Annotated in this window: 20 protein-coding genes; 8 read left to right on the top strand and 12 right to left on the bottom strand. The window is 62.7% G+C overall.

Annotation, left to right across the window (positions count from 1 at the left end; all coding sequences use genetic code 11):
- The first annotated feature begins 75 nt into the window (after positions 1-75).
- Together NKG60_RS22010 and NKG60_RS22015 are read left to right on the top strand one after the other, a co-directional pair.
- Positions 76-1,458, top strand: coding sequence for a 3' terminal RNA ribose 2'-O-methyltransferase Hen1 (locus NKG60_RS22010; protein WP_352669689.1), 1,383 nt, complete (start codon positions 76-78; stop codon positions 1,456-1,458).
- A complete protein-coding gene (locus NKG60_RS22015) occupies positions 1,455-4,031 on the top strand; it encodes a polynucleotide kinase-phosphatase (RefSeq protein WP_352669672.1) in 2,577 nt (858 codons plus the stop codon). The genes NKG60_RS22010 and NKG60_RS22015 overlap by 4 nt, the downstream gene beginning before the upstream one ends.
- A gap of 8 nt (positions 4,032-4,039) precedes the next feature.
- On the opposite strand, the gene NKG60_RS22020 is transcribed toward NKG60_RS22015, so the two are convergent.
- Both NKG60_RS22020 and NKG60_RS22025 read right to left on the bottom strand, forming a co-directional pair.
- The gene (locus NKG60_RS22020; protein ID WP_023678291.1) at positions 4,040-4,330 is read right to left on the bottom strand and encodes an HlyU family transcriptional regulator; all 291 of its coding nucleotides are present in this window, start codon (positions 4,328-4,330) and stop codon (positions 4,040-4,042) included.
- Positions 4,331-4,443: 113 nt separating this feature from the next.
- On the bottom strand, positions 4,444-5,124 hold the full coding sequence (locus NKG60_RS22025; protein WP_352669669.1) for a PadR family transcriptional regulator: 681 nt from the start codon (positions 5,122-5,124) through the stop codon (positions 4,444-4,446).
- 301 nt (positions 5,125-5,425) lie between these two features.
- Between NKG60_RS22025 and NKG60_RS22030 the strand changes: the two genes are divergently transcribed.
- Positions 5,426-5,656, top strand: a complete 231-nt coding sequence (locus NKG60_RS22030) for a DUF2798 domain-containing protein (RefSeq protein WP_352669686.1) — start codon at positions 5,426-5,428, stop codon at positions 5,654-5,656.
- A 58-nt stretch (positions 5,657-5,714) separates the two neighbouring features.
- On the opposite strand, the gene NKG60_RS22035 is transcribed toward NKG60_RS22030, so the two are convergent.
- The 5 genes from NKG60_RS22035 to NKG60_RS22055 all read right to left on the bottom strand — a co-directional run bounded on the left by NKG60_RS22035 (position 5,715) and on the right by NKG60_RS22055 (position 11,587).
- Positions 5,715-6,095, bottom strand: coding sequence for a thiol-disulfide oxidoreductase DCC family protein (locus tag NKG60_RS22035; protein ID WP_352669666.1), 381 nt, complete (start codon positions 6,093-6,095; stop codon positions 5,715-5,717).
- Positions 6,096-6,196: 101 nt separating this feature from the next.
- Positions 6,197-6,490 (bottom strand): GYD domain-containing protein, encoded by a 294-nt coding sequence (locus NKG60_RS22040; RefSeq protein WP_352669663.1) that lies wholly within the window; start codon positions 6,488-6,490, stop codon positions 6,197-6,199.
- A 206-nt stretch (positions 6,491-6,696) separates the two neighbouring features.
- Positions 6,697-8,718, bottom strand: coding sequence for an RNA polymerase sigma factor RpoD (gene rpoD, locus NKG60_RS22045; protein ID WP_352466688.1), 2,022 nt, complete (start codon positions 8,716-8,718; stop codon positions 6,697-6,699).
- 374 nt (positions 8,719-9,092) lie between these two features.
- Positions 9,093-11,039 (bottom strand): DNA primase, encoded by a 1,947-nt coding sequence (dnaG, locus tag NKG60_RS22050; protein WP_352669661.1) that lies wholly within the window; start codon positions 11,037-11,039, stop codon positions 9,093-9,095.
- A gap of 158 nt (positions 11,040-11,197) precedes the next feature.
- A complete protein-coding gene (locus tag NKG60_RS22055; RefSeq protein WP_352669659.1) occupies positions 11,198-11,587 on the bottom strand; it encodes an RcnB family protein in 390 nt (129 codons plus the stop codon).
- 378 nt (positions 11,588-11,965) lie between these two features.
- Between NKG60_RS22055 and NKG60_RS22060 the strand changes: the two genes are divergently transcribed.
- From NKG60_RS22060 to NKG60_RS22070, 3 genes are all read left to right on the top strand, one after another.
- A complete protein-coding gene (locus NKG60_RS22060; protein ID WP_352669657.1) occupies positions 11,966-13,630 on the top strand; it encodes a Na/Pi cotransporter family protein in 1,665 nt (554 codons plus the stop codon).
- A gap of 135 nt (positions 13,631-13,765) precedes the next feature.
- Positions 13,766-13,975, top strand: a complete 210-nt coding sequence (locus tag NKG60_RS22065) for a DUF2061 domain-containing protein (RefSeq protein ID WP_292658743.1) — start codon at positions 13,766-13,768, stop codon at positions 13,973-13,975.
- A gap of 128 nt (positions 13,976-14,103) precedes the next feature.
- Entirely contained in the window at positions 14,104-15,285 is a 1,182-nt protein-coding gene (locus NKG60_RS22070) for an MFS transporter (RefSeq protein WP_352669654.1), read from the top strand.
- Positions 15,286-15,287: 2 nt separating this feature from the next.
- On the opposite strand, the gene NKG60_RS22075 is transcribed toward NKG60_RS22070, so the two are convergent.
- Together NKG60_RS22075 and NKG60_RS22080 are read right to left on the bottom strand one after the other, a co-directional pair.
- Positions 15,288-15,845, bottom strand: a complete 558-nt coding sequence (locus NKG60_RS22075) for a GNAT family N-acetyltransferase (RefSeq protein WP_352669652.1) — start codon at positions 15,843-15,845, stop codon at positions 15,288-15,290.
- A 52-nt stretch (positions 15,846-15,897) separates the two neighbouring features.
- Positions 15,898-16,347 (bottom strand): GatB/YqeY domain-containing protein, encoded by a 450-nt coding sequence (locus tag NKG60_RS22080; RefSeq protein ID WP_023678304.1) that lies wholly within the window; start codon positions 16,345-16,347, stop codon positions 15,898-15,900.
- Positions 16,348-16,667: 320 nt separating this feature from the next.
- On the opposite strand from NKG60_RS22080, the gene carA reads away from it, so the two are divergent.
- A complete protein-coding gene (carA, locus tag NKG60_RS22085; protein WP_352669649.1) occupies positions 16,668-17,885 on the top strand; it encodes a glutamine-hydrolyzing carbamoyl-phosphate synthase small subunit in 1,218 nt (405 codons plus the stop codon).
- Positions 17,886-17,940: 55 nt separating this feature from the next.
- Here carA and NKG60_RS22090 read toward each other — a convergent pair whose 3' ends face one another.
- From NKG60_RS22090 to mntR, 3 genes are all read right to left on the bottom strand, one after another.
- Entirely contained in the window at positions 17,941-19,209 is a 1,269-nt protein-coding gene (locus NKG60_RS22090) for a TCR/Tet family MFS transporter (protein ID WP_352669646.1), read from the bottom strand.
- A 149-nt stretch (positions 19,210-19,358) separates the two neighbouring features.
- Positions 19,359-20,276, bottom strand: coding sequence for a KPN_02809 family neutral zinc metallopeptidase (gene ypfJ / locus NKG60_RS22095; protein WP_352669643.1), 918 nt, complete (start codon positions 20,274-20,276; stop codon positions 19,359-19,361).
- 223 nt (positions 20,277-20,499) lie between these two features.
- The gene (gene mntR / locus NKG60_RS22100; RefSeq protein WP_352669641.1) at positions 20,500-20,955 is read right to left on the bottom strand and encodes a manganese-binding transcriptional regulator MntR; all 456 of its coding nucleotides are present in this window, start codon (positions 20,953-20,955) and stop codon (positions 20,500-20,502) included.
- Between the two features lie 236 nt (positions 20,956-21,191).
- On the opposite strand from mntR, the gene NKG60_RS22105 reads away from it, so the two are divergent.
- Complete coding sequence (locus NKG60_RS22105) at positions 21,192-22,559, top strand: Nramp family divalent metal transporter (RefSeq protein WP_352669684.1); 1,368 nt, start codon at positions 21,192-21,194, stop codon at positions 22,557-22,559.
- Positions 22,560-22,626 lie beyond the last annotated feature (67 nt).

The following is a 22,626-nucleotide window of genomic DNA, read 5'->3' on the forward strand; positions in this document are numbered from 1 at the left end:
TCTCGTTAGCGACAGCCTGTGGTGGGCCACACAACCGCCATTGGTTATTCCGCTTGTCTGCGCTATCGGTCGCGGATGTTCCTGTCTGTTGCCACAACGCACCGTCCGGCCACCGATCTCGGTTTCTTGCTGCACAAGCATCCGGATCGTCTGCACGAGACCGACCTGTCTTTCGGCAAGGCTTGGCTGTTCTATCCCGAGGCAAACGAAGACCGTTGCGAGGCTGCACTCCTGCTCGACGTCGACCCGGTGGGGCTGGTGCGGGGGAAGGGCCTGGCGGAAGGCTTGCTCGACCAATATGTGAACGACCGGCCTTACGCTGCATCATCCTTCCTGTCGGTGGCGCTGAACAAAATGCTGCGGACGGCGACGACCGGTATATCGAAGGAGCGCCAGGAACTAGCCGACAGCGAACTGCCGCTGGAAGCCGTGGTTACGCCACTGCCAATGCGCGGCGGTGAGGTTCTGGTTCGAAGTTTGTTCGAATCCTTGGGCTGGACAGTCGATCTGACGCCAATCGAAGGAATCGGGGGTGCTGCAGGCGAGCCCCGATATGGCCATCTGAAGCTGACCGGCACGGGCCGGCTCAGCGCCTTGTTGAATCACCTCTATGTGCTGATCCCGGTGATGGACGATGCCAAGCATTACTGGGTCGGCGAAGCAGAGATCGACAAGCTGCTGTCCAAGGGAGAGGGCTGGCTGGAAAACCATCCGGCCAAAGACCTGATCGTGCGGCGCTATCTTGGCAATCGCAGGGCTTTGGCCCGCATCGCCCTGGAGCGGCTGGCTCCCGAGACGGCCGGCGAGGCAGAACCTGCCGAGCGGCGCGTTACGCCCGAGGAAGCGCTGGAGACGCCGATCCGGCTCAACGATCTGCGCATGGAAGCTGTGGTCCAGGCCATCCGGACGACGGGAGCAGCCTCGGTTGCGGACTTGGGATGCGGCGAAGGCAAGCTGCTCGATCGGCTTGTGCGCGAGCGATGGGTTCATAAGCTGTTCGGGCTGGATCCGGCGGTACGCGAACTGGAATGGGCTGCAAAGCGTCTCAAGCTGAACGAATTCGGCGGGCCGCCCGAGGGCCGGGTCACGCTGCTGCATGGATCGCTGACCTACCGGGACAGCCGCTGGGCCGCAGCCGATGTCGCCGTTCTGGTCGAGGTCATCGAGCATCTCGACGAGGACAGGCTGCCCCTGGTCGAACGCATCGTTTTCGGTGAGACGGCGCCCAAATCCGTCATCGTGACCACTCCGAATGCGGACTACAACGCTCTGTTTCCAAGACTGGTCCCTGGCGCATTTCGCCATCCCGATCACCGTTTCGAATGGAGCCGGGCTCAGTTCCAAGCCTGGGCGGCCAAAATCGGCGAGATCTATGGCTATTCGGCCACCTTCAGCGGTATCGGAGCCGAGGACCCGACCCTCGGCGCCCCCACACAGATGGCGGTGTTCACTCGATGAGAGAACCCGACAAGACCAACCTCACCATTCCTGACTTCGCCCTCGTCGTGCTGATCGGCTCGACCGGATCGGGCAAGTCGACTTTCGCCGCCAAGCATTTCCTGACGACCGAGATTATTTCCTCAGACCAGTGCCGGGCGCTGATCTCCGACGACGAAACCGACCAGGACGTCTCTGCGGATGCCTTCGATCTGGTTCGCGAAATAGCCGACAAACGGCTTAAACACCGCAGACTAGCCGTCATCGACGCCACCAATGTGCGAGCCGCCGACCGCAAGGCCTGGATTGAGCTGGCGCGCAAGTGGCACGCTTTGCCCGTCGCCGTGGTCCTCGATCCAGGCGTCGAGGTGTGCGTCGCCCGCAATGCGGTGCGAGCCGACCGGCCGTTTGGCGCCGGGGTCGTCCAGCGCATGACAACCGAGATCCGCAAGGGTCTTGGCGGCCTGCAACGCGAGGGCTTCCGCCAGGTCTGGAAGCTTACCAGCGAGGCCGGCATCGACGCTGCCGAGGTGTCGCGACAGCCGCTGTGGACCGACAAGCGCGACGACCATGGCCCGTTCGACATCATTGGCGACATCCACGGCTGTTCAGATGAGCTTCATATCCTGCTCGCTCGATTGGGCTACAGCATCGCCTGGTCCGAGCATCAGGGCGACCGAACGGTCACCGTGGTTCCACCAGAGGGCCGCAAGATCGTCTTTGTCGGCGACCTCGTCGATCGCGGCCCCAACTCGCCCGACGTACTGCGCATCGCCATGAGCATGGTCGCGGCTGGAACGGCTTACTGTGTCCAGGGCAACCATGAACGCAAACTCAGCCGCTGGCTAGAAGGCCGCAAGGTCACGGTCGCCCACGGCCTCCAGCAGACTATCGACCAGCTAAGTGCACAGGACCGAGGCTTGCGCGAGGCGCTGCCCGCCTTTCTGGACGGCCTGCGCAGCCATGTCTGGCTCGATGGCGGAGGCCTCGCTGTCGCCCATGCCGGCCTCAAGGAAGAGATGATCGGACGCGGTTCCGGCGCCGTGCGCGAGTTCGCTCTGTATGGCGAGACCACAGGCGAGACCGACGAGTTCGGGCTGCCCGTCCGCGCCGACTGGGCCGCGGCCTATCGTGGCAAGACGGCCATTATCTATGGACATACGCCCACGCTATCGGCTGAATGGGTCAACAACACCCTGTGCATCGACACCGGATGCGTATTCGGCGGCAAGCTGACGGCCTTGCGCTGGCCGGAACGCGAACTGGTCGAGGTGCCGGCAATCCAGACCTGGTCGGAGCCGATACGTCCGCTGGGCGGGCTCGGTCAGGACAAATCGGCGCAGGCCGACGCCGACGGCGTGCTCGATTATCAGGACGTCTCCGGTCGCCGTTGGATCGAGACCGGACTGAGGGGCCGGATTGTCGTGGCCGAGGAGAACGCGTCGGCGGCACTGGAGGTGATGAGCCGCTTCGCGCTCTCGCCGCAATGGCTGGTCTATCTGCCGCCGACCATGTCGCCGTCCGAGACCAGCAGCCAGGACGGCTGGCTGGAACGTCCGGAGGATGCCTTCGCTTATTTCCGCGAGCGTGGCGTTGCCCAGGTCGTGTGCGAGGAGAAGCACATGGGTTCCCGGGCACTGATCGCGCTCTGCCGGAACGCGCAGGCGGCACGCAGCCGCTTCGGAATCCCGGGCGACGAAACCGGCGCAATCTGGACCCGCACCGGACGCTCCTTTTTCAACGACAGTGCCATGACGGAGGACCTGCTCGCCCGTCTTCGCACTGAGGTCGACGCGGCGGACCTGTGGAAGCAATTGAACAGCGACTGGCTGCTGCTGGACGCCGAGATAATGCCTTGGTCAGCCAAGGCCGGCAGTCTGATCGAAAGCCAATATGCGCCGGTGGCGATATCTTCTGCCGCCGGATTCAAAGCCAGCCGTGAGGCGCTGGCCCGTGCGATGGCGCGCGGCGTCGATGCAGCCGGCCTGAACGCACGCCTTGAAGACCGTGCCGCCCGCGCAGCCAAATACGCCACCGCCTGGGCGCCCTACGTATGGCCAGTTTCGGGCGTCGAGGACCTTAAGGCCGCGCCTTTCCACCTGCTGGCCAGCGAGGGCCGTGTCTGGTTCGACCAGGACCATGTCTGGCACATGTCGCTCGCGGACCGTCTGGCTGCCCGTGGCGGCGTGGTCACGCCGACTCGATGGCGTATGGTTGATCTGGCCAACGGCAGCGCGTGTGCCGAGGCCGTCGCCTGGTGGGAGGCGCTGACTGGCTCGGGCGGCGAAGGCATGGTGGTCAAACCACGCGACTTCGTCAGCCGTGGCAAGAAGGGGCTCATCCAGCCGGCGCTGAAGGTCCGCGGCCCGGAATATTTGCGCATCATCTATGGTCCCGAATATGATGCGCCCGACAATCTCGTCCGCCTCCGAGAACGCGGCCTGGCCGGCAAGCGCAGCCTGGCGCTCAGAGAATTCGCGCTTGGTCACGAAGCGCTAACGCGATTTGTCGCCAGGCAGCCGCTTCGCCGGGTTCACGAGTGTGTCTTCGGCGTGCTGGCGTTGGAAAGCGAGCCAATCGACCCAAGGCTGTAGTAGCCGATCTACCCGAAGATCTTCTCGCCTTGCTCATCGACCAGCTGGATGCCCTTTTTGATCGAGATGTCGACAGCGTCATCAAGCCCGGCGAAGCGGTCGGCGCGGATGAATTTGTGCTCCTTCATCACGCCGTCGATCTCCTTTGAAACCACGCCGCAGGTCTGGTACTGGCCCTCCGCCTTGTAGGGCGTGGCGCTGATCAAAAATCCCTTGTGCTCGATCTGCTTTGCCGGTGCCGCTGTCTTTGGCTCGGCGGCTTCGTTGCCTCCGCCAAAAAGACGCTTCAGAAAAGACATGGGGTATCCTCCAACGGCAATCATCCTGCACCACATAGCGCGGTGCAGGATGATTTTCAGTACCGGTCCTTGGCCGAGCGGGCAAGGGCCGCAACTGGCATGGCGGCCAGAGGTCAGTCGCGCGACAACGCTTCCAAGGCCTCTGCGGCAGCTTCCAATATGCTGATTGCCTCGGTCTGCTTTGCTTCAGGTGCATCGACGATTTCGCCGAGCGCGGCGCGCAGCCGGTGGCGCACGGCGCGAAACTCGTCGCGCTTTTCCGAGCGGCCGCGGCCGCGCCGGCCACCGTCGCCGTCATCGTTCCAGCCGAACCAGTCGCGCGCCTTAGCCATCTTGCGGCCGAAGCGCTCGAGATGGTCGAGCACGTGGTCGATCATCTCGCGATTTTCGTTGAGGTGCGCCTGCCCTGCCTCGGTGATCGAAAACACCTTCTTGTTGCCTTCCGCCGCAGAAACGGCATAGCCGGCCTCTTCCAGGAAGGTCAGCGTCGGGTAGACCACGCCGGGGCTCGGGCTGTAGAAGCCGCTGGTGCGCTCCTCCAGCGCCTTGATGATGTCGTAGCCGTGCCGCGGCGCCTCGGCCAGCAGCGACAGCGTGATCAGCTTGAGGTCGCCGTCGGCCAGCATGCGCCCGGCGCGGAACATGTCGCCCGGCCCGCCGCGTCCGCCGCCTCTCATGCCATTCCCGAACGGTCTGAAGCCGCCGCGTCCGCCGAACTTGCCGGCCATATGCATGAAAACGCGCTCGGCGTGTTCGCCGAAACGATGACGCCCGAAATGATTGCCTTTGTGCATCGTCTGCTCCTTGAGTTATGTCTTAAGATATATCTCAATTAGACATCCACAGCGACCCAGTCAAGATATATCTTACGATGTATCTGGAAATAGCGCCCGGCAGGATTGATTTTCGCCGGCAAGCGCGGCTAGGAAGCGCGTGAGGGCCGAACACCACTCCGTAAGCGTCTGACGTGAAGCAACGCATCCACCCCCGGTCGTTCCGGGCAGTTACGCCGAAGACCGGCGAATGGATGCCAGGCGACGGACCGGATGCTTCAGGGAAAATCCCAGATGATTGTGAAAAACCTCGCGCAGAAAGCTGCCAGCGCACTATGCCGCCATCGTCAGCCCGCTGGTGCTGTCGTTGCTAATGACGTTCATCGTGTCGTTTATCTCGACGCTGAAAAGCCTTGGCTTCCAGCCCGATCTGCCGGCCACATGGCTGACGGCCTGGGCCCTGTCCTGGCTGGTGGCATTTCCGACGCTGCTGCTGGTGCTGCCGGCGGTGCGCCACATCGTTGGCTGGCTTTGCGAGCCGGCGGCTCAATAGCGGCCCATGCGAAGGCCCGGAAACAATCTCCGGGCCTTTGCCAAGTGAACGTGCACCGTTACCAGCGGCCTTCACGCCGATTCCAGGCGTAGAGCAGATCGGCGAAACGATCATAGGCATAGCGCGTCAAAGGCAGTGCGGCAGGATTGCCGAACAGCGTCGCCAACCAGCCCTCGCCCGGCGTTATCAGCCACACCGCAACGGCAACATCGGCGCCGACCAGCAATTTGCCACCGGCGTCGGTCGCATGCAGCCGGCGCCGGATATCCTCCAGCCTTATGCCGTAGCGGGCCAGCGCCGTCGGTTCGGCATTGATGTCGCGAAATTCGATCCGCCCGGCCTTGACTGCCTCGATCAGCCGCCGCTTCTGCCGGCTGATACCGGCATCACAGACCGGACAGCGCGTATTATACCAGACGGTCAGCAGCGGCTTGCTCATGTTTCGAACCAGAGGGACGCGCACCGACTATCCGGCAAACGCCATTGCGCCGCAACGCAACACGAAACCCGCGAAATGGCCAGCCAGGCCTGGAGCGCAACTTACCCGAGCGAGGTGATGATCTCGCGATAGGCATCCTCCGGGAAAGCCTTGAGAGTCCGCGTCCTGACGTTTCCGCCCGCCGCCAGCATCAGCGAGAAGCGAGCCAGGACGGCATCGTCGGGCGCTTCGAGCACGGCCACCATGTCGCAATCCCCCATGGTGAGATAAAATGCCTTGAAGGACCCGCCCATGTCTCCCAGCAGCTTCTTGGCGGCATCGAGCCGCTTCGGCGACTCGCGCACGTTTTTGGCGCCTTGGTCCGTCCAGTTGATCAGCACGATGTAAGTTGTCATGGCACACCTCCCTCCGGTGCCGCGGAGCACGGCGTCCAACCGCCGGGGCGGGCATCCGGGTTTGTCGCCCAGAGAATGCGTCCGTCGCGGAATTATCCTCTCGTAGGGCACGACCCGCAAGAGCGGCGCGTCCAATCGTGATCGCCTATGCCAAAACGGAAAAGGGCGCCACCGGCGCCCTTTGAACTGCTTATCCGTCACCGGCCTCAACTGTCCAGGAAGCTGCGCAGCTTGCGCGAGCGGCTCGGGTGCTTGAGCTTGCGCAGCGCCTTGGCTTCGATCTGACGGATGCGCTCGCGGGTGACCGAGAACTGCTGGCCGACCTCTTCAAGCGTGTGGTCGGTGTTCATGCCGATGCCGAAGCGCATTCTGAGCACGCGCTCTTCGCGCGGCGTCAGCGAGGCCAATACGCGCGTCGTCGTCTCGCGCAAATTGGCCTGGATCGCTGCGTCGATCGGCAGGATCGCCATCTTGTCCTCGATGAAATCGCCGAGATGCGAATCCTCCTCGTCGCCGACCGGCGTTTCGAGCGAGATCGGCTCCTTGGCGATCTTCAGCACCTTGCGCACTTTTTCCAGCGGCATGGCGAGCTTTTCCGCCAGTTCTTCCGGCGTCGGCTCACGGCCGATCTCATGCAGCATCTGGCGCGAGGTGCGCACGATCTTGTTGATCGTTTCGATCATGTGCACCGGAATGCGGATGGTGCGCGCCTGGTCGGCGATCGAACGGGTGATCGCCTGCCGGATCCACCATGTCGCGTACGTCGAGAACTTGTAGCCGCGGCGGTATTCGAATTTGTCGACCGCCTTCATCAGGCCGATATTGCCTTCCTGGATCAGGTCGAGGAACTGCAGGCCGCGATTGGTGTATTTCTTGGCGATGGAGATGACGAGGCGCAGATTGGCCTCGACCATTTCCTTCTTGGCGATTGCGGCTTCGCGCTCGCCCTTCTGTACCTGGTTGACGATCTTGCGGAATTCCTGGATCGAAATCGCCGTCTCGGTGGCGAGGTTCTGGATCTCGGCGCGCAGGTCGCGGATGGCGTCCTTCTCGTTCTTGGTGAATTCCTTCCAGCCGCGCGAGGTCAAATTGCCGATCGAGCGGGTCCAGTTCGGATCGAGCTCCGAGCCCTGATATTCCCTGAGGAATTCCTCGCGGCGCACGCCATAGCTTTCGGCCAGCCTGAGCAGCTTGCCTTCGTTCTGCACCAGGCGCTTGTTGATGTCGTAGAGCTGCTCGACCAGCGCCTCGATGCGCGCCGTGTTCAAGGACAGCGACTTCACCGCCTTGATCAGCTGGTCCTTCAGCTCCTTCAGCCGGCGGTCCTGGCTGGGCGACAGCGTGCCGGCGGCGGCCAGCCGGTTCTCGACCTGCTGGTCCTGCAGCTTGCGCAGTTTCTTGTAGGTGTCGGCAATGACGTCGAGCGTCTCCATCACCTGCGGGCGCAGTTCCGCTTCCATCGCCGCCAGCGACAGGCTCGCCTCGTCATCGTCTTCTTCGTCGTCGTCCACCAGGCCACGGGTGTCGCCGCCGACATTGGTGATGTCGTCCTCGTCCTCGCGCGAACGGCGCGACTTTTCCTCGGTCTTGGCTTCCTCGATACGCTCGACAACCGGCGCCTGCTTGGCCTCCGGCCCGGCATAGGTCGCCTCGAGGTCGATGATCTCGCGCAGCAGGATCTTCGATTCGTTGAGCTCGTCACGCCAGATGATGATGGCCTGGAAAGTCAGCGGGCTTTCGCACAGGCCCGCGATCATCGTCTCGCGGCCGGCCTCGATGCGCTTGGCGATCGCGATTTCGCCCTCGCGCGACAGAAGCTCGACCGAGCCCATCTCGCGCAGATACATGCGGACCGGATCGTCGGTGCGGTCGGTCGGCTCTTTCTTGGTCGTGGTGGCGGCGACGGCGGTGCCGGTCTGCTCGGCCAGCTCGTTGGCATCTTCCTCGGCATCAGCGGCGGTATCGGCGGCTTCGGGCTCCTCGCCCTGCTCGTCGTCCTCGACCACATTGATGCCCATGTCGGAAAGCATGGCCATCGTGTCCTCGATCTGCTCGGAAGTCACTTCCTCCGAGGGCAGCACCGAATTCAGCTCGTCCATGGTGACATAGCCGCGCTTCTTGGCGGCCTTGATCATCTTCTTGACAGCATCGTCGGAAAGGTCGAGCAGAGGGCCATCAGTCGCGGCCTCGCGTTCGGTCTCGACTTCTTCCTTTTCTTTTGTCGCCATAGTCTTTATTTTCTCCAAGCGGCTGAGTATCAAAGCCGCGTAAGCTGCCGGTCCGGTCAAATTGGATGCGCTCCTTCCAGAACGCGCTTTACCGGGCCAGTAACTGCATCTCTCGTTAAGTCCAGATTAACCCTGATATCTGTGGCAAGCTGACTGCCTGTCCAGTGATCAGTACCTTACATCGCTGCATTCCCGTCGATGCCGGGGCGGGTTAACGTTTCGAATCGACCTGATTCCGCCATTCTGTCGGAAGGTCAAGCGCCTCTCGCATGATTCGCATGAAAAAAGCGAATCAATTACCCGACTTAGAGCACCGCACGCTTGATTCAACGCGCAAGCACGTCCTTACATTTCAGTCTTCTGGAGGCTTCGATCTAAACGCGCCCAGCTCTGCCCGACGATACGCCAAACCCTTCGATCAGCGCTTCCGTTGCCTGCACATCACGAAATTGCGCCTGGATTTCGACCAGGTGCCGGTAATTTTCGTCCGTGGGATCGCTGGCGAGCGCTGCTTCCGCCTGCTTCAGCTCCTTATGTAAGGTGCGCGCGCTGCGCTGCAAGTGGAGAGCTTGGCTGAACGCATCGCGAGCATCGTCGAGTGCTGCCGTTTCCAGGGCCGGCCATTGCCGCGCACGTTTGATCAGCGCCACCGCGCGCTGCCATATCTCACCGCAGCCAGCCCGCTCGATCGTCGCGATCACTGCGTTGCGGTCGTTTGCCATATCATGCGCCATGGCGTCGAGGATGGACGCATGCAGCCGCTTCAGATCGGAGTTGGCGAGATCGAGGAACTCGACATGGGCGAAATTCTCGTCGATCAGCACGGGATGGTTGACGAGGGCCGCAATGATCGTCGCCTCGCGCACCGACATGCCCTCGCTACCGCGTTTGACCAGCGCCGAGCGGCCGAGGCTTTCGGTGATCGCGGTGCGCCCACCGGCATTGCCGCCGCGCGCAAACTGTCCGCCCGGTGCGGAGACCCTGCCCGGGAAGCGCTCACCTGGCCGTCCGTCCTGACGTCCCTGGCGTCCGCGCTGGGCCCCGAAGAAGCTCTGTACCCGCTCGCGCATTTCCTGTTGGTAGTGATAGCGAAGGCTCTCGTCGCGGATGCGGCTGGTCAGTTCGCGCAGTGTCTTTTCGAGCTCCGCCCGCCGTTCCGGCGTGTCGAAGATGCCGCCGGCGGTCTCGCGCATCCACAAGAGGTCGGCCAGCGGCCGTGCCTCGGAAAGCACGGCCCGGAACGCATCCGGTCCATCACCCTTGACCAGATCGTCGGGATCCTTGCCCTCCGGTAGCAGGGCGAAGCGCACGGAGCGGCCAGCCTGGACCGTCGGCAGCGCCATGTCGGCGGCGCGCCACGCTGCCTTCAACCCGGCGTGGTCGCCGTCGAAGCACAGCACCGGCTCGCCGGCCATGCGCCATAGAAGTTCGAGCTGGTTTTCGGTCAGCGCAGTGCCGAGCGGCGCCACGACATTCTCGAAGCCGGCCTGCGCCAGCGCGATCACATCCATGTAGCCTTCGACGGCAATGACGGTGCCGCCCTTGGCCAGCGCTTTGCGAGCGCGGGCGAAATTGTAGAGCACGTTGCCCTTGTGGAAGAGCTCCGTATCGGGCGAGTTCATGTATTTGGCCAGCGCATCCGGCGCCAGCGCCCGCCCCCCGAAGGCGATGATCTTGCCCCTGGAATCCGGGATCGGGAACATGATGCGGTCGCGGAACCAATCGTAGGAAACCGGGACGTCGTCGCCATGGCGCACCAGCCCGCACGCCTCGATGTCGGTCTTGGGGACACCCTTGGCGGCAAGGTGCTCCTTCAGCGTGTTGCGGCTGTCCGCGGCATAGCCGAGGCGGAAGGACTGCTGCGTCGCCGGTGTCAGCCCCCGGTCGCGCAGGTAGGCGCGGGCCTTTGCCCCTTCCGGTCCCTGCAGCCGCTCCTGGAAGAACACCGTCGCCATCTCCATGACATCGGTCAGGCTGGCGCGTTCCTTTTCGCGCCGCTCCTCCTGGGCATCGCGAACCGGCATCGGCACGCCGGCCATGTCGGCGATCTTCTCGACTGCCTCTGGAAAGCTCATCCCATCGAGTTCGGTCAAGAACTTGAAATGATCGCCAGAAACTGAGCAGCCGAAACAGTGATAGCGGCCCTTCTTGTCCTCGCAATGGAAGGATGGGCTCTTCTCGCCATGGAACGGACAGCACGCCCAATAATCGCCTCGCGGCGCGTTGGTCTTCTTCCTGTCCCACGCGACGCGCTGGCCGATCACTGAAGAAATCGGTACGCGGTCGCGGATCTCGTCAAGGAAAGCAGGCGGAAAGCGCATTGGGGGACAGCTCGTTTGGCCTCCATATAATCACACGGGCGAAGTCCGACGACTCCTAATGGCGACCATACCCGGTTTTCACAGGCCAAAAAGAGAAGGCGGCCCGCGGGCCGCCTTCTCGATCTAAGCCGGCGCAGCGCCCGTCAGCCGTTCCGGGCTCACTGCGCGGCGATGGCGCCGAAGATCAGCCCGGAGAGAACGCTCACCAGCAGATAGTCGTTGCCGACCCGTATCCATTCCTGGCCGGGACCCGGACGGCGCAGGCCATAGTGGCGATAGTCGCGGATCGGCTGGTGACGTTTCCAGCTCGAATATCTCTGGCCGTTGCGCCAATGGCTGCGCTTCACCACGACCTTCTTCTTCACTATGACGCGCTTGTTCACGTCGACATGCTTGTTCACCTCGACATGCCTGCCGGGCTTTTGCCAGTCGACCTGGCTGTAGTTCGACTGCGGCGCGTTTGGTGTGTTCAGAGGTGCAGCCTGGCCCTGCAAGGTGGTTGCAGCCAGCATCGAGAAGGCAATGGCGGAAAGAACGATGCGTTTCATGGCGGGTACTCCTTGGTTGTCGATGCCTACGGACAGGAGCCGGAAGGATGAACCGAAACTGAACACACAGATTACGTTTTCGTAATGATTACTTATATTTAGGCCGCCTAATTGAGTACTACCTTTAAAGCGATCACTCCGCCTGGGCTGCGTGACCCTCCGCAGCCCAGCCGGCAATGCAACCATTTTGTCAGCCATCCATTTCCGACACGCCCCGTCGCGTGGCAACACTCGTCCAAGCCGGGCAAAATTTATTATTCGGCTAAAATAAATCGGAGTAACATCAACCTCTGCAATGTCCACGATTCGCGCCCACCTTTGCCCCTTTGACTTCACCGCGCCCGCGTCGCTGGCACCTGTCGCGTTGCGGGGCCTGGCATGAGTGGCTCCGTCGTTTTGCTGCACCTTGCCGGTGCGGTGGCACTAATGCTGTTTGCCACCCGTCTGGTGAAGACCGGCGTCGAGCGCGCCTATGGCGATGTGCTGCGCCACAAGCTGCGCGCCACCATGCGCAATCCGTTCATGGCGGTTCTGGCCGGCTGCGGCCTGGCGGTCGCACTGCAAAGCTCGACCGCCGTCACCTTGCTGGTCGGCTCATTCGCCGGCTCCGGCATTGTCAGCGGCATGTCGGGCCAGCTTGCGGTGCGCGGCGCCGAGATCGGCTCGGCGCTCGTGGTCAAGCTGCTTACCTTCGATCTGTCGCTGCTGGTGCCGGTCTGCCTGGTCGCCGGCACCGTCATGTTCATGGCCACCGAGCGGCGCGACTGGCGCCAGTTCGGCCGCATCCTGGTCGGCATCGGCCTGCTGCTTCTGTCGCTGGAGATGATCGGCCAGGCATCGGAGCCGCTGCGCCAGAGCACGCTGATGCCGCTCATCGTCGACTACTTCTCCGGCGATCCGGTCACCGCCTATCTTCTGGCGGCGTTGGTCACCTGGCTGTTCCATTCCTCGATCGCCGCGGTGCTGCTGATGGTGACGCTGGCCGGCCGCGGCTTCATCCCGCCCGAACTCGGTATCGTGCTGGTGCTCGGCGTCAATCTCGGCTCTTCGATCATCGCGCCGCTTCTAACCCGCAACGCAGAACCCGGCGTTCGTATCGTTCCGATCGGCAATCTCCTGATGCGCGGCATGGGTTCGCTGATCATGCTGATCCTGTTCCTGACGTTCAAGCCGCCGGTCGCCTTCTTGGGCAGCACCGTGCCGGAGCAGATCGTCAATGCCCACATCGTCTTCAACATCCTGATCCTGATCGCCGGCCTGCCGCTGGCGAGCCTGGTCTATCGTGCCTCGGAAAGAACCGTGGCGTTGGGCACCAAGCCGCAGCCCGCCAATGCGCTCGACGTCGTCGAGCTTTCGGCGCTCAACGAAAGTGCGCTCGACGTGCCCAGCCAGGCATTGGCCAACGCCACCCGCGAGGTGGTACGGGTCTGCGAGACGGTCGAGATCATGCTGAAACGGATCATCGAGCTCTATGAGAGCGCCGATGCCGACAAGATCGGCGCGCTGGCCGCACTCGACGACCGTGTCGACAGGAAGCACGCGGCGATCAAGCTCTATCTCGCCAAGGTCACCAAGAACCCGCTGAGCGAGGACGAGGCCCTGCGTTGCCAGGAGTTGATCGGCGCCTGCGTCAAGCTGGAGCAGGTCGGCGACATCATCGTGCGCAACATGCTGGTCCACGTGAAGAAGAAATTCGAGCGCGGACTGGAGTTCACGCCGGAAGGCTGGCGCGAGCTTTGCGCCTTCCATGCCCTGGTGCTTGCCAATGCCAGGCTAGCCTTCAACGTGCTGGTGTCCCGCGATCCGGAGACCGCTCGCCAGTTGGTGCTGGAAAAGGACCGGCTGCGCGACCGCGAGAAGGAAACCAGCCAGAGCCATTTCGTGCGGCTGCGCGACGGCACCGCCAAGAGTGTCGAGACCAGTTCCATCCATCTCGACACCATTCGCGACCTCAAGCAGATTAACTCGCTGCTCGCCTCGATGGCCTATCCCGTGCTTGAAGAGCGCGGCCTGCTCACCGGTTCGCGGCTGAAGGCTGGATAGATTGCATCCACAGGCCGGGTAGCTTCAGAACATCGCCTATGAAAATTGCTGTGGGCCAAGGCGCAAAAATTATCTTTGCGCCGCTTCCCGTCTGTCGGCTAAAGGGTCGTCCAATATCTACCGGGAGGAAAGTCGATGGACACCCATTCGCGCAGCTTCGCCAAAGCGCTTTCCTGGCGCATCACCGGTACCATCGACACGATGATCATTTCGCTCGTCGTGACCGGAAGCATCAAGCTCGCCGCGGCCATCGGCCTGACCGAGGTCGTCACCAAGTCGCTGCTCTACTATCTTCACGAACGGGCGTGGCTGAAAATTCCTTACGGGAGGAAGGCAGCCGCCTAGCTCTTGTCTTAGCGGCGGGCGCCTGACCGGCGATCAAGAAAAGCTAAAGCGGCGTCGACAATTTCTGGATTGCCCGCTGCCCTCATCCGTGGTTTGAGGCGACCTTATCCGAGGATCGCCTTTCCGCCATGCTCCCCCTCATTGCCCTGTTCATTGCCGCCTTCGCCTTCGGCACCACCGAATTCGTCATCGCCGGCGTGCTGCCGCAGGTGGCCGGTGGCCTTGGCGTCGCGATCCCGACCGCCGGTTATCTCGTTTCCGGCTATGCCGGCGGCATTGCAGTCGGCGGCCCGCTGCTGGCGCTCGCCACCAAAAGGTTCTCCCGCAAGGCCCTGCTGCTTGGACTGACTGCAGCCTTCACCATCGGCCAGGCCGCCTGCGCGCTGGCGCCCGACTTCGCCTCGATGCTGCTGTTGCGGATAGCCGTGGCCGTGGCGCATGGCGCCTATTTCGGCGTTGCCATGGTGGTGGCCGTCGGCCTCGTGCGCGAAGACCAGCGCGGCATGGCGGTGGCGCTGATCCTGTCCGGCCTCACCGTATCGAATGTCATCGGCGTTCCGGCCGGCACGGCAATCGGCAACATCTGGGGATGGCGCGCGACATTCTGGGTGATGTGCGCTCTCGGCGTGGTGGCCTTCGCGGCAATCGGCGCCTTGCTGCCGCGCAAGACGGGATCGTCGAGCCCGTCAGCGAGCCTTGGCAGCGAGGTCCGCGTGCTCGCACGCCAGCAGGTCTGGACCTCGCTCATTATTATGCTGATGCTGATGATCGGCCAGTTCGGCCTGTTCACCTACATCACGCCGACGCTGCTCGAGATCACCGGCCTCGACGAGAAATGGGTACCTTGGGTGCTCCTGCTCAATGGGGTCGGCGCAACGATCGGCGTCTTCGTCGGCGGGCGGCTCGCCGACTGGAAGCTGATGCCGTCGCTTATCGCCATGCTTTTCCTGCAAGCGGCAATGCTCGCCTTGATCTACGCTGTCAGCCCTTACCCGCTGCCGATGGTGATAGCGATCTTCGTCTGGGGCGGCCTCAACTTTGCCATCGGCACGCCGATCCAGACCCGCATCCTGACCTGGACCGCGGACGCCTCCAACCTCGCCTCGTCACTCATTCCGTCGGGCTTCAATGTCGGCATCGCACTCGCCGCATCGCTTGGCGCAGCCATGCTCAATGCCGGCTATGGCTATCGTAGCCTGCCGGTGGTTGGCGCGATCGCCATGCTGGTCGCGGTCGCGGTTGCGCTTGCTTCGCATGTCTGGGAATGGCGAAGCCGGGCTGCGCCGCCGCTGCCGGCTGCCGCCGAATAGGGCTATAGATCAATCCGGTAGCGCAGGCTTTCCGCACCGCCGTAGGAAGCATCCTCGAAGAAATGCCCGACGAGCCGGCCGCCATTGGCCAGAACGACCTTCTGCGAGGGCACATTGTGTGGCTTGCAGGTGATTTCGACGAAGGGCAGGCCAACCGCCCTCGCCTCCACCAGCATCAGCCGCAGCGCCTCGGTCGCATAGCCGCGTCCCCGTTTCCACGGCACCACCGCATAGCCGATGTGACCGAGCACGTGCGACGGCAGCGCCGCGGTGCCGGGTTGCCAGCGCAAGCCGATCGAGCCTGCGACTTCCTCGTCCCAGATCCAGCGCCGGAATCCGGGCAGCCGCGGCACCGTCGAACCGTCCGGCAAGGTGATCGGCGGTCCCTTGCCATCAGGATCGTCGAGATCGGCAAGGAAAGTCGCTGGATCCTTTTCTATAGCCGCAAGCTGCTCGCGCGTCGCGTCGAGCAGCCGCACATTGTCCGGCGACCAGCCGCGCTCGAGGGCCGCCTTGTAGGACGGCAGGTGTTCAAACGCCGGTTTGACGAGTTCGATCACGGGCGCGAGCTTTTGCCGGATTGCGGGCGCGACGGCAAGGCCCTTCCGCAGCTTACTGAAGCAGGCTCTTGACGATGCCGCTCGCCTTGGAAAAATCCATCTGCCCGGCATATTTCTCCTTGAGCGCCGCCATCACCTTGCCCATGTCCTTGACACCGCTGGCGCCGGTCTCGGCGATGGCGGAACGGACGGCGCTTTCCGTCTCGGCCTGGCCCAGTTGCGTCGGCAGGAAGTCGCGAATGATGGCCATCTCGTCGCGCTCCTGCGCTGCAAGCTCCGGTCGCTTGCCGTCATCGAAGGCCTTGGCCGATTCCTCGCGTTGCTTCACCATCTTGGCAAGGATCTGCAGGATTTCGTCGTCGCTGGCCGGCTCCTTGCCGGCGCCGCGATTGGCGATATCGCGATCATGAATGGCCGCCTGGATCAGCCGCAATGTCGGCAGCCGGCGCTTGTCCTGCGCCTTCATCGCGCTCTTCAGGGATTCGGCGATTTTTCCTCGCATGGTGCTTTCTCCTTCGAATGCGGCGGACAATAGTCATGCCGATAGCTCAAGGCAAACTCGATAGCGTCCGGCAAACCGCTGATATTATTCGACGAAATAAATCCAGGCTCGCACGGTGCGGCATCATTGACCGCCTTGGCGCCTTCCCCTATGTACTGGGCCTTGCATGAATTGAATTCTAGTGCACGTCGCCCAAAAGTGCGTAGCGGTTTTGGGCAACGACATGCACAAGTGAAAAGTTAGCGCGCCGAGGCTGTGAGATTGCCGCTTCGCGCCTTTTGTTGCGCCGATTGAGGGGCGCAGCCTTTAGGAGTGCCGCCATGGCAACGATGACCGCCGCATCGACCCCCCCTTGGGCCACCGAGAGGCCGACAGCCCTGCTGGTGCTGGCCGACGGCACCGTCATCGAGGGTCGCGGTCTGGGCGCCGCCGGCTCCGCCGTCGCCGAGGTCTGCTTCAACACTGCGCTGACCGGCTATCAGGAGATACTCACCGACCCGTCCTATGCCGGCCAGATCGTCACCTTCACCTTCCCGCATATCGGCAATATCGGCACCAATGACGAAGACATCGAGGACCTCAATCCGCTGGCCCGCGCCGGTGCCGTCGGCGCCGTGTTCAAGGCCGATGTCACCAACCCGTCGAATTACCGCGCCGGAACCGGTCTCGACCAGTGGCTGAAGAAGCGCGGCATCGTCGCACTTTCAGGCATCGACACGCGGGCGCTGACCGCGCTGATCCGCGAAAAGGGTATGCCCAACGCCGTCATCGCGCACGCGCCCGACGGTATCTTCGACGTCGATGACCTCAAGCGCCGCGCCGCCGCATGGTCGGGGCTCATCGGGCTTGATCTCGCCAAGGAGGTCACCTCCGGCCAGTCCTCGGTCTGGCGCGAGACGCCCTGGGTCTGGAACGAGGGCTTTGGCGAACAGGCCGATCCGTCGATGCACGTCGTTGCCGTCGACTACGGCGTCAAACGCAATATATTGCGCCTGCTGGCCGGCCTCGGCGCCAAGGTCACCGTGGTGCCGGCAAAAACCGGCGCCGAGGAGATCCTAGCGATGCGGCCCGACGGCATTTTTCTATCCAACGGCCCAGGCGATCCGGAAGCCACCGGTGACTACGCCGTTCCGGTCATCCAGGATCTGTTGAAGACCGAAATCCCGCTGTTCGGCATCTGCCTCGGCCACCAGATGCTGGCGCTGGCGCTGGGCGGCAAGACCGCAAAAATGCATCAGGGCCACCACGGCGCCAATCATCCCGTCAAGGACCACACCACCGGCAAGGTCGAGATCGTCTCGATGAACCATGGCTTTGCCGTCGACGCCGACTCGTTGCCGAGCGGTGTCGAGGAAACGCATGTCTCGTTGTTCGACGGTTCGAATTGCGGCATTGCGCTCACCGGCAGGCCAGTCTTCTCGGTCCAGCATCATCCCGAAGCCTCGCCCGGCCCGCAGGATTCGCACTATCTGTTTCGCCGCTTCGTCAATCTCATCCGCGAAAAGCGCGGCGAGCCGGCACTGGCCGAGCGTGTCTAGCGCATGCGTAACCAACGGATTTGACTGACGGCGCCGGCCGGGCTCCCGGCGCCGATCAAGCCCCGTCGGTCACCGCTTCCTGCGCGTGCATGCGTTTGACTTCCTTCGGCGTCGGCTTGGCCACCCTGGTGACGAAGACGACGAGCGCCAGCGTGAGGAAAATCGCGCCGAGCAGATACGGGGCACCGCCGAAAACTACGGGCGCGCTCGACCCCGTGAACCAGGAAAAGATCGCCGTATAAAGCAGCGGTGTGATGATCGAGGTGATCGAGAAGATCGAGGTCATCGCGCCCTGGAGTTCGCCCTGGGCGGAAGGTGGCACCTTGGCGGCCGCCAGGCTTCTGAGCGGCGGGTCGGCCAACGCCTCGAGACATCCGACGACGATCACCGCGTAGATCATCCAGCCTTGTGACGCGAAGGCGTAGCCGAAGGCGCTGAGTGCGGTAAATGCCAGACCGATTACCGCCGTCTTCCACTCGCCAAGTTTAGGGATCACACGCGGCAGGACTGTCGCCATGACGATCGCCCCGCACAGGCCGAAGGCGCCGAGCGAGAAGCCGATCTGTTGTTCGCTCCAGCCATAGCGATAACTGGAGACGAACGACCAGACGGCGGGATACATCATGTGCCCAAGCGTCATCAGAAAGAAGACAAGTCCAATCCAGCCGATACCTTCGTAGTTGCGCATCTGGACGAGCGTGCCGACCGGGTTCGCGCGTTTCCACTCGAAGCGGCGACGGTGCTTGTTATCAAGCGTTTCCGGCAACAGAAACAGCGCGATCAGAAAGTTTGCGAAAGCAAGCCCGGCAGCGAAATAGAACGGCACACGTGGCCCGAACGTGCCGAGCAACCCGCCCAGAACCGGCCCGATGACGAAGCCGACACCGAAAGCGATGCCGAGCAGCCCGAAATTCTTCGCACGGTTTTCGTCGGTCGAGATGTCGGCGATAAACGCCGATGTCGTGGAATAGCTGGCGCCAGAAACGCCGGCCAGCACGCGGCCGATGAACAGCATCGGATAGGACCAGGCGATAGCGCAGATCAGATTGTCGATAGCGAACGTCAGCACCGAGGCAAGCAGGATAGGCCGCCGTCCGAACCGGTCGCTCAACCCGCCCATCACTGGTGCGAAAACGAACTGCATCGCCGCATAGACGAAAAACAGCCAGCCGCCCTCGATGGCCGCCTCACTGATGCCGACGCCGGTCAATTCCCTGAGATAGGCCGGCAGCACCGGCATAATGATGCCGAAGCCGATGATGTCGAGCAGCAGGGTGGTGAAAACAAGCGCAAGGCCCCGCCTGGCGGTTTTGGGGTCTATCATGATGGTATCTCCTCGGGCCGCCCGAGCGAACGGGAACACACCTTATAGGCGAGCACATCGCTGGGAACAATGAGGGAACGGGCAGAGTGTTTTCATCCTGACATCCCCTGACTGCGATCCAGTCTCTCGGATTACGAGAAACCGTCAGCTCAGATCGGGTTGTTGAACGTGTCGCAGTCCGAAAGCTTGCCGTTCTGGAAGCCTCGCGCCAGCCAGGTCTGCCGCTGCTGCGACGTGCCATGGTTGAAGCTTTCCGGCACGACGTAGCCCTGCATCTTCTTCTGCAACGTGTCGTCGCCGATCTGCTTGGCGGCGTTCAGTGCCTCCGCCATGTCGCCCTGTTCCAAGATGCCCTTCTGACCGGTGAAATGTGCCCAGATGCCGGCAAAGCAGTCGGCCTGCAGCTCGACCTGCACCGACATGTGGTTGGCGTCGGCTTCGCTCATATTCTGCCGCATCTGGTTGAATTTGGGCAGGATGCCGACGAGGTTCTGCACGTGATGGCCGACCTCATGCGCGATCACATAGGCCTGTGCAAAATCGCCGGACGCGCCGAACTGCTGATCGAGCTGCTGGAAGAAGGTGGTGTCGAGATAGACCTTGCGATCGTTGGGACAGTAGAACGGCCCGGCCGCCGACGAGGCAGAACCGCAGGCAGAGCGAATCCGGCCGCTGAACAGGACCAGTTTTGGATCCTGATAGGTCAGGCCCTCGGACTGGAAAATACCGGTCCAGGTATCCTCGGTTTCGGCCAGCACGGTCGACACGAACTGCTTCATCTCGTCGGATGCCGGCGCACCGGTACCGCCGCCTTGCTCGCCGCTATTGTCGGTGATCTCGCCGCCGCCGGGCTGCAAGCCGCTGTTATCGAGGATCTGGCTCGGGTCGAAGCCGAAATACCACCCTGCCAGGAAAATCAACCCTACGATGATGATGCCCGACATGCCGCCGCCGCCGGCGCGACCGCCGATCGGGATGCGAAACTGCCCCGGCCCGCCACCAAGCCCGCCGCTCTGGCCGCGCTCGTCCTCGACATTGTCACTCTGACGACGGCCCTTCCAGAGCATGGCAACACCCGTGATGCAAGTTTCCGGCCGATCGGGCCGTGTCGCGGTTCGATCGGACACGACAACAATTATCTCAACGGTTACGCCAAGTCACAGTATTTTTCGTGCGAACAAGCAATGCTTGCTGACGCTTGTTTGCTCTGGCCGAGACATCGCAAGGTCTGTGCCGTTCACCCTACCCGTGAGAAGCGAGTGGCGCGACGAGATGCGTTGGCCGTGCTTTTCAGCGGGCTGCGATTATTGCCTTGCGAAAGGCTTCGAGCGTCTCGGCGCTGACATGGTGCTCGATGCCTTCGGCGTCGATGCGCGCCGTCTCGGCGCTGACGCCGAGCGAGCGCAGGAAGGCCTCGACCGTCTGGTGGCGAATGCGGCTCTCTTCCGCAACCTTGCGGCCGGCATCGGTCAGGAACACGCCGCGATAGGGTTTCCGGGAAACCAGCCCGTCGGCGCACAGCCGCGTCAGCATTTTCGCTACCGTCGGCTGGGCGACGCCGAGCCGTGCCGCGATGTCGACCTGGCGCGCCTCGTTGCCGTCCTCGATCAGGTCGGCTATGAGCTCGACATAATCCTCGACCAGCGCGCTGCGGCGCGCTTCACGCGTCTGCCGGAAGCCTTCCGAGTGAATTTCTGCTTCAGGCAGCGGCTTTTCGCGAGGAACCGGTCTTTTCTTCAGCGCCAATACGCGCTCCTCCCGGCAGTTTGAATCGGCATTGCAGTCATAGCACAGAACCCTATTGGTTCTGGCCGTTTATTTCCATTCGGTGGTCGGCGCAACCGGCGTTCACTGCCGTGCCGGCCTCACGGCCAAGCGGCTACACGAAAAAGCTCAGACAATGAAATATAGCATATTGCATAATGTTCAGCCGTGGCATACATAAGGAGAGAATGTCGATCGCTCCAGTGGAAAGCCAGTTCATGTCGGAAGCCGAAGCCACCTCAGCCCCCCGGTCCATGTGGCGATTTGCCCGCCCGGAGGACGGCGAGCAGCCCAGCCTTCGCGAAGTCAACGCCACGATCGCGGTGCCGCACTCGGGGATCTGGCTTCGCCGGCTGTTCGCCTTCATGGGGCCGGGCTACATGGTTTCGGTCGGCTACATGGATCCGGGCAATTGGGCGACCGACCTCGCCGGCGGGGCCCAGTTCGGTTACACGCTGCTGTTCATCATCATGTTGTCGAACCTGATGGCGATCCTGCTGCAGGCGCTCGCCGCCCGGCTAGGCATCGCCACCGGCCGCGACCTTGCGCAGGCGTGCCGCGCCTATTATCCGCGACCGGTCAATTTCATGCTTTGGGTCGCTTGCGAATTGGCCATCATCGCCTGCGACCTGGCCGAGGTCATTGGCACGGCGATTGCCTTGCAACTGCTGTTCGGGATTCCGCTGATCGGCGGCGCCATCATCACCGCGCTCGATGCCTTCCTGCTGCTGTTGCTGATGAACAAGGGCTTCCGTTTCCTCGAGGCCTTCATCATAGCGCTTTTGATCATCATCTTCGGCTGCTTCGCCATCCAGATCTTTGCCGCCGCGCCGCCGGTCGGCTCGATCCTGCATGCGATGTTCGTGCCGTCGTCCGAGATCGTCACCAATCCGGCCATGCTTTACATCGCCATCGGCATCATCGGCGCCACGGTGATGCCGCACAATCTCTATCTGCACTCCTCGATCGTGCAGACCCGCGCCTATGAGCGCACCGATCGCGGCAAGCGCGACGCCATCAAATGGGCGACGACCGACTCGACCATCGCGCTGATACTGGCGCTGTTCGTCAATGCCTCCATCCTGATCGTGTCGGCGGTGGCGTTCCACGGCACCGGTCATCATGACGTTGCCGAGATCGGCCAGGCCTTCGAGCTTCTGTCGCCGCTGCTTGGCCTCGGCATCGCTTCCATCCTGTTTGCCGTAGCGCTGCTTGCCTCCGGCCTGAACTCGACGGTGACGGCGACGCTCGCCGGCCAGATCGTGATGGAAGGGTTCCTGCGTCTGCGCATCCCGCAATGGGCGCGCCGCCTGCTGACGCGCGGCATCGCCATCGTCCCGGTGGTGGTGGTCACTGCGCTCTATGGCGAGAGGGGAACCGGCCAGTTGCTGGTCTTCAGCCAGGTAATCCTGTCGATGCAGCTTCCCTTCGCTGTCGTACCGCTGGTGCAGTTCGTCTCGGACAAGCGCAAGATGGGTAATTTCGCCATTTCCCGCGCCGTTGCCGTGCTGGCCTGGGTGGTCGCCGCGCTCATCCTGGTGCTCAACTTCAAGCTGCTCTACGATACGGTCGTCGGTCTGGGCTGAGCGTTTCTCTGCTCCAAGCCGACGCAACAAGGTCGGCAGTCATCCCCTTTCCAGCCCTGGAAATTTG

This window comes from Mesorhizobium sp. M1428, from assembly GCF_040317515.1.
Lineage (GTDB): Bacteria > Pseudomonadota > Alphaproteobacteria > Rhizobiales > Rhizobiaceae > Mesorhizobium.

Excerpts from the sequence above, each read along its gene's own strand:
- NKG60_RS22010 (WP_352669689.1), top strand. The coding sequence starts at position 76 with ATGTTCCTGTCTGTTGCCACAACGCACCGTCCGGCCACCGATCTCGGT.
- NKG60_RS22015 (WP_352669672.1), top strand. The coding sequence starts at position 1,455 with ATGAGAGAACCCGACAAGACCAACCTCACCATTCCTGACTTCGCCCTC.
- NKG60_RS22020 (WP_023678291.1), bottom strand. The coding sequence starts at position 4,330 with ATGTCTTTTCTGAAGCGTCTTTTTGGCGGAGGCAACGAAGCCGCCGAG.
- NKG60_RS22025 (WP_352669669.1), bottom strand. The coding sequence starts at position 5,124 with ATGCACAAAGGCAATCATTTCGGGCGTCATCGTTTCGGCGAACACGCC.
- NKG60_RS22035 (WP_352669666.1), bottom strand. The coding sequence starts at position 6,095 with ATGAGCAAGCCGCTGCTGACCGTCTGGTATAATACGCGCTGTCCGGTC.
- NKG60_RS22040 (WP_352669663.1), bottom strand. The coding sequence starts at position 6,490 with ATGACAACTTACATCGTGCTGATCAACTGGACGGACCAAGGCGCCAAA.
- rpoD (WP_352466688.1), bottom strand. The coding sequence starts at position 8,718 with ATGGCGACAAAAGAAAAGGAAGAAGTCGAGACCGAACGCGAGGCCGCG.
- dnaG (WP_352669661.1), bottom strand. The coding sequence starts at position 11,039 with ATGCGCTTTCCGCCTGCTTTCCTTGACGAGATCCGCGACCGCGTACCG.
- NKG60_RS22055 (WP_352669659.1), bottom strand. The coding sequence starts at position 11,587 with ATGAAACGCATCGTTCTTTCCGCCATTGCCTTCTCGATGCTGGCTGCA.
- NKG60_RS22060 (WP_352669657.1), top strand. The coding sequence starts at position 11,966 with ATGAGTGGCTCCGTCGTTTTGCTGCACCTTGCCGGTGCGGTGGCACTA.
- NKG60_RS22065 (WP_292658743.1), top strand. The coding sequence starts at position 13,766 with ATGGACACCCATTCGCGCAGCTTCGCCAAAGCGCTTTCCTGGCGCATC.
- NKG60_RS22070 (WP_352669654.1), top strand. The coding sequence starts at position 14,104 with ATGCTCCCCCTCATTGCCCTGTTCATTGCCGCCTTCGCCTTCGGCACC.
- NKG60_RS22080 (WP_023678304.1), bottom strand. The coding sequence starts at position 16,347 with ATGCGAGGAAAAATCGCCGAATCCCTGAAGAGCGCGATGAAGGCGCAG.
- carA (WP_352669649.1), top strand. The coding sequence starts at position 16,668 with ATGGCAACGATGACCGCCGCATCGACCCCCCCTTGGGCCACCGAGAGG.
- NKG60_RS22090 (WP_352669646.1), bottom strand. The coding sequence starts at position 19,209 with ATGATAGACCCCAAAACCGCCAGGCGGGGCCTTGCGCTTGTTTTCACC.
- ypfJ (WP_352669643.1), bottom strand. The coding sequence starts at position 20,276 with ATGCTCTGGAAGGGCCGTCGTCAGAGTGACAATGTCGAGGACGAGCGC.
- NKG60_RS22105 (WP_352669684.1), top strand. The coding sequence starts at position 21,192 with ATGTCGGAAGCCGAAGCCACCTCAGCCCCCCGGTCCATGTGGCGATTT.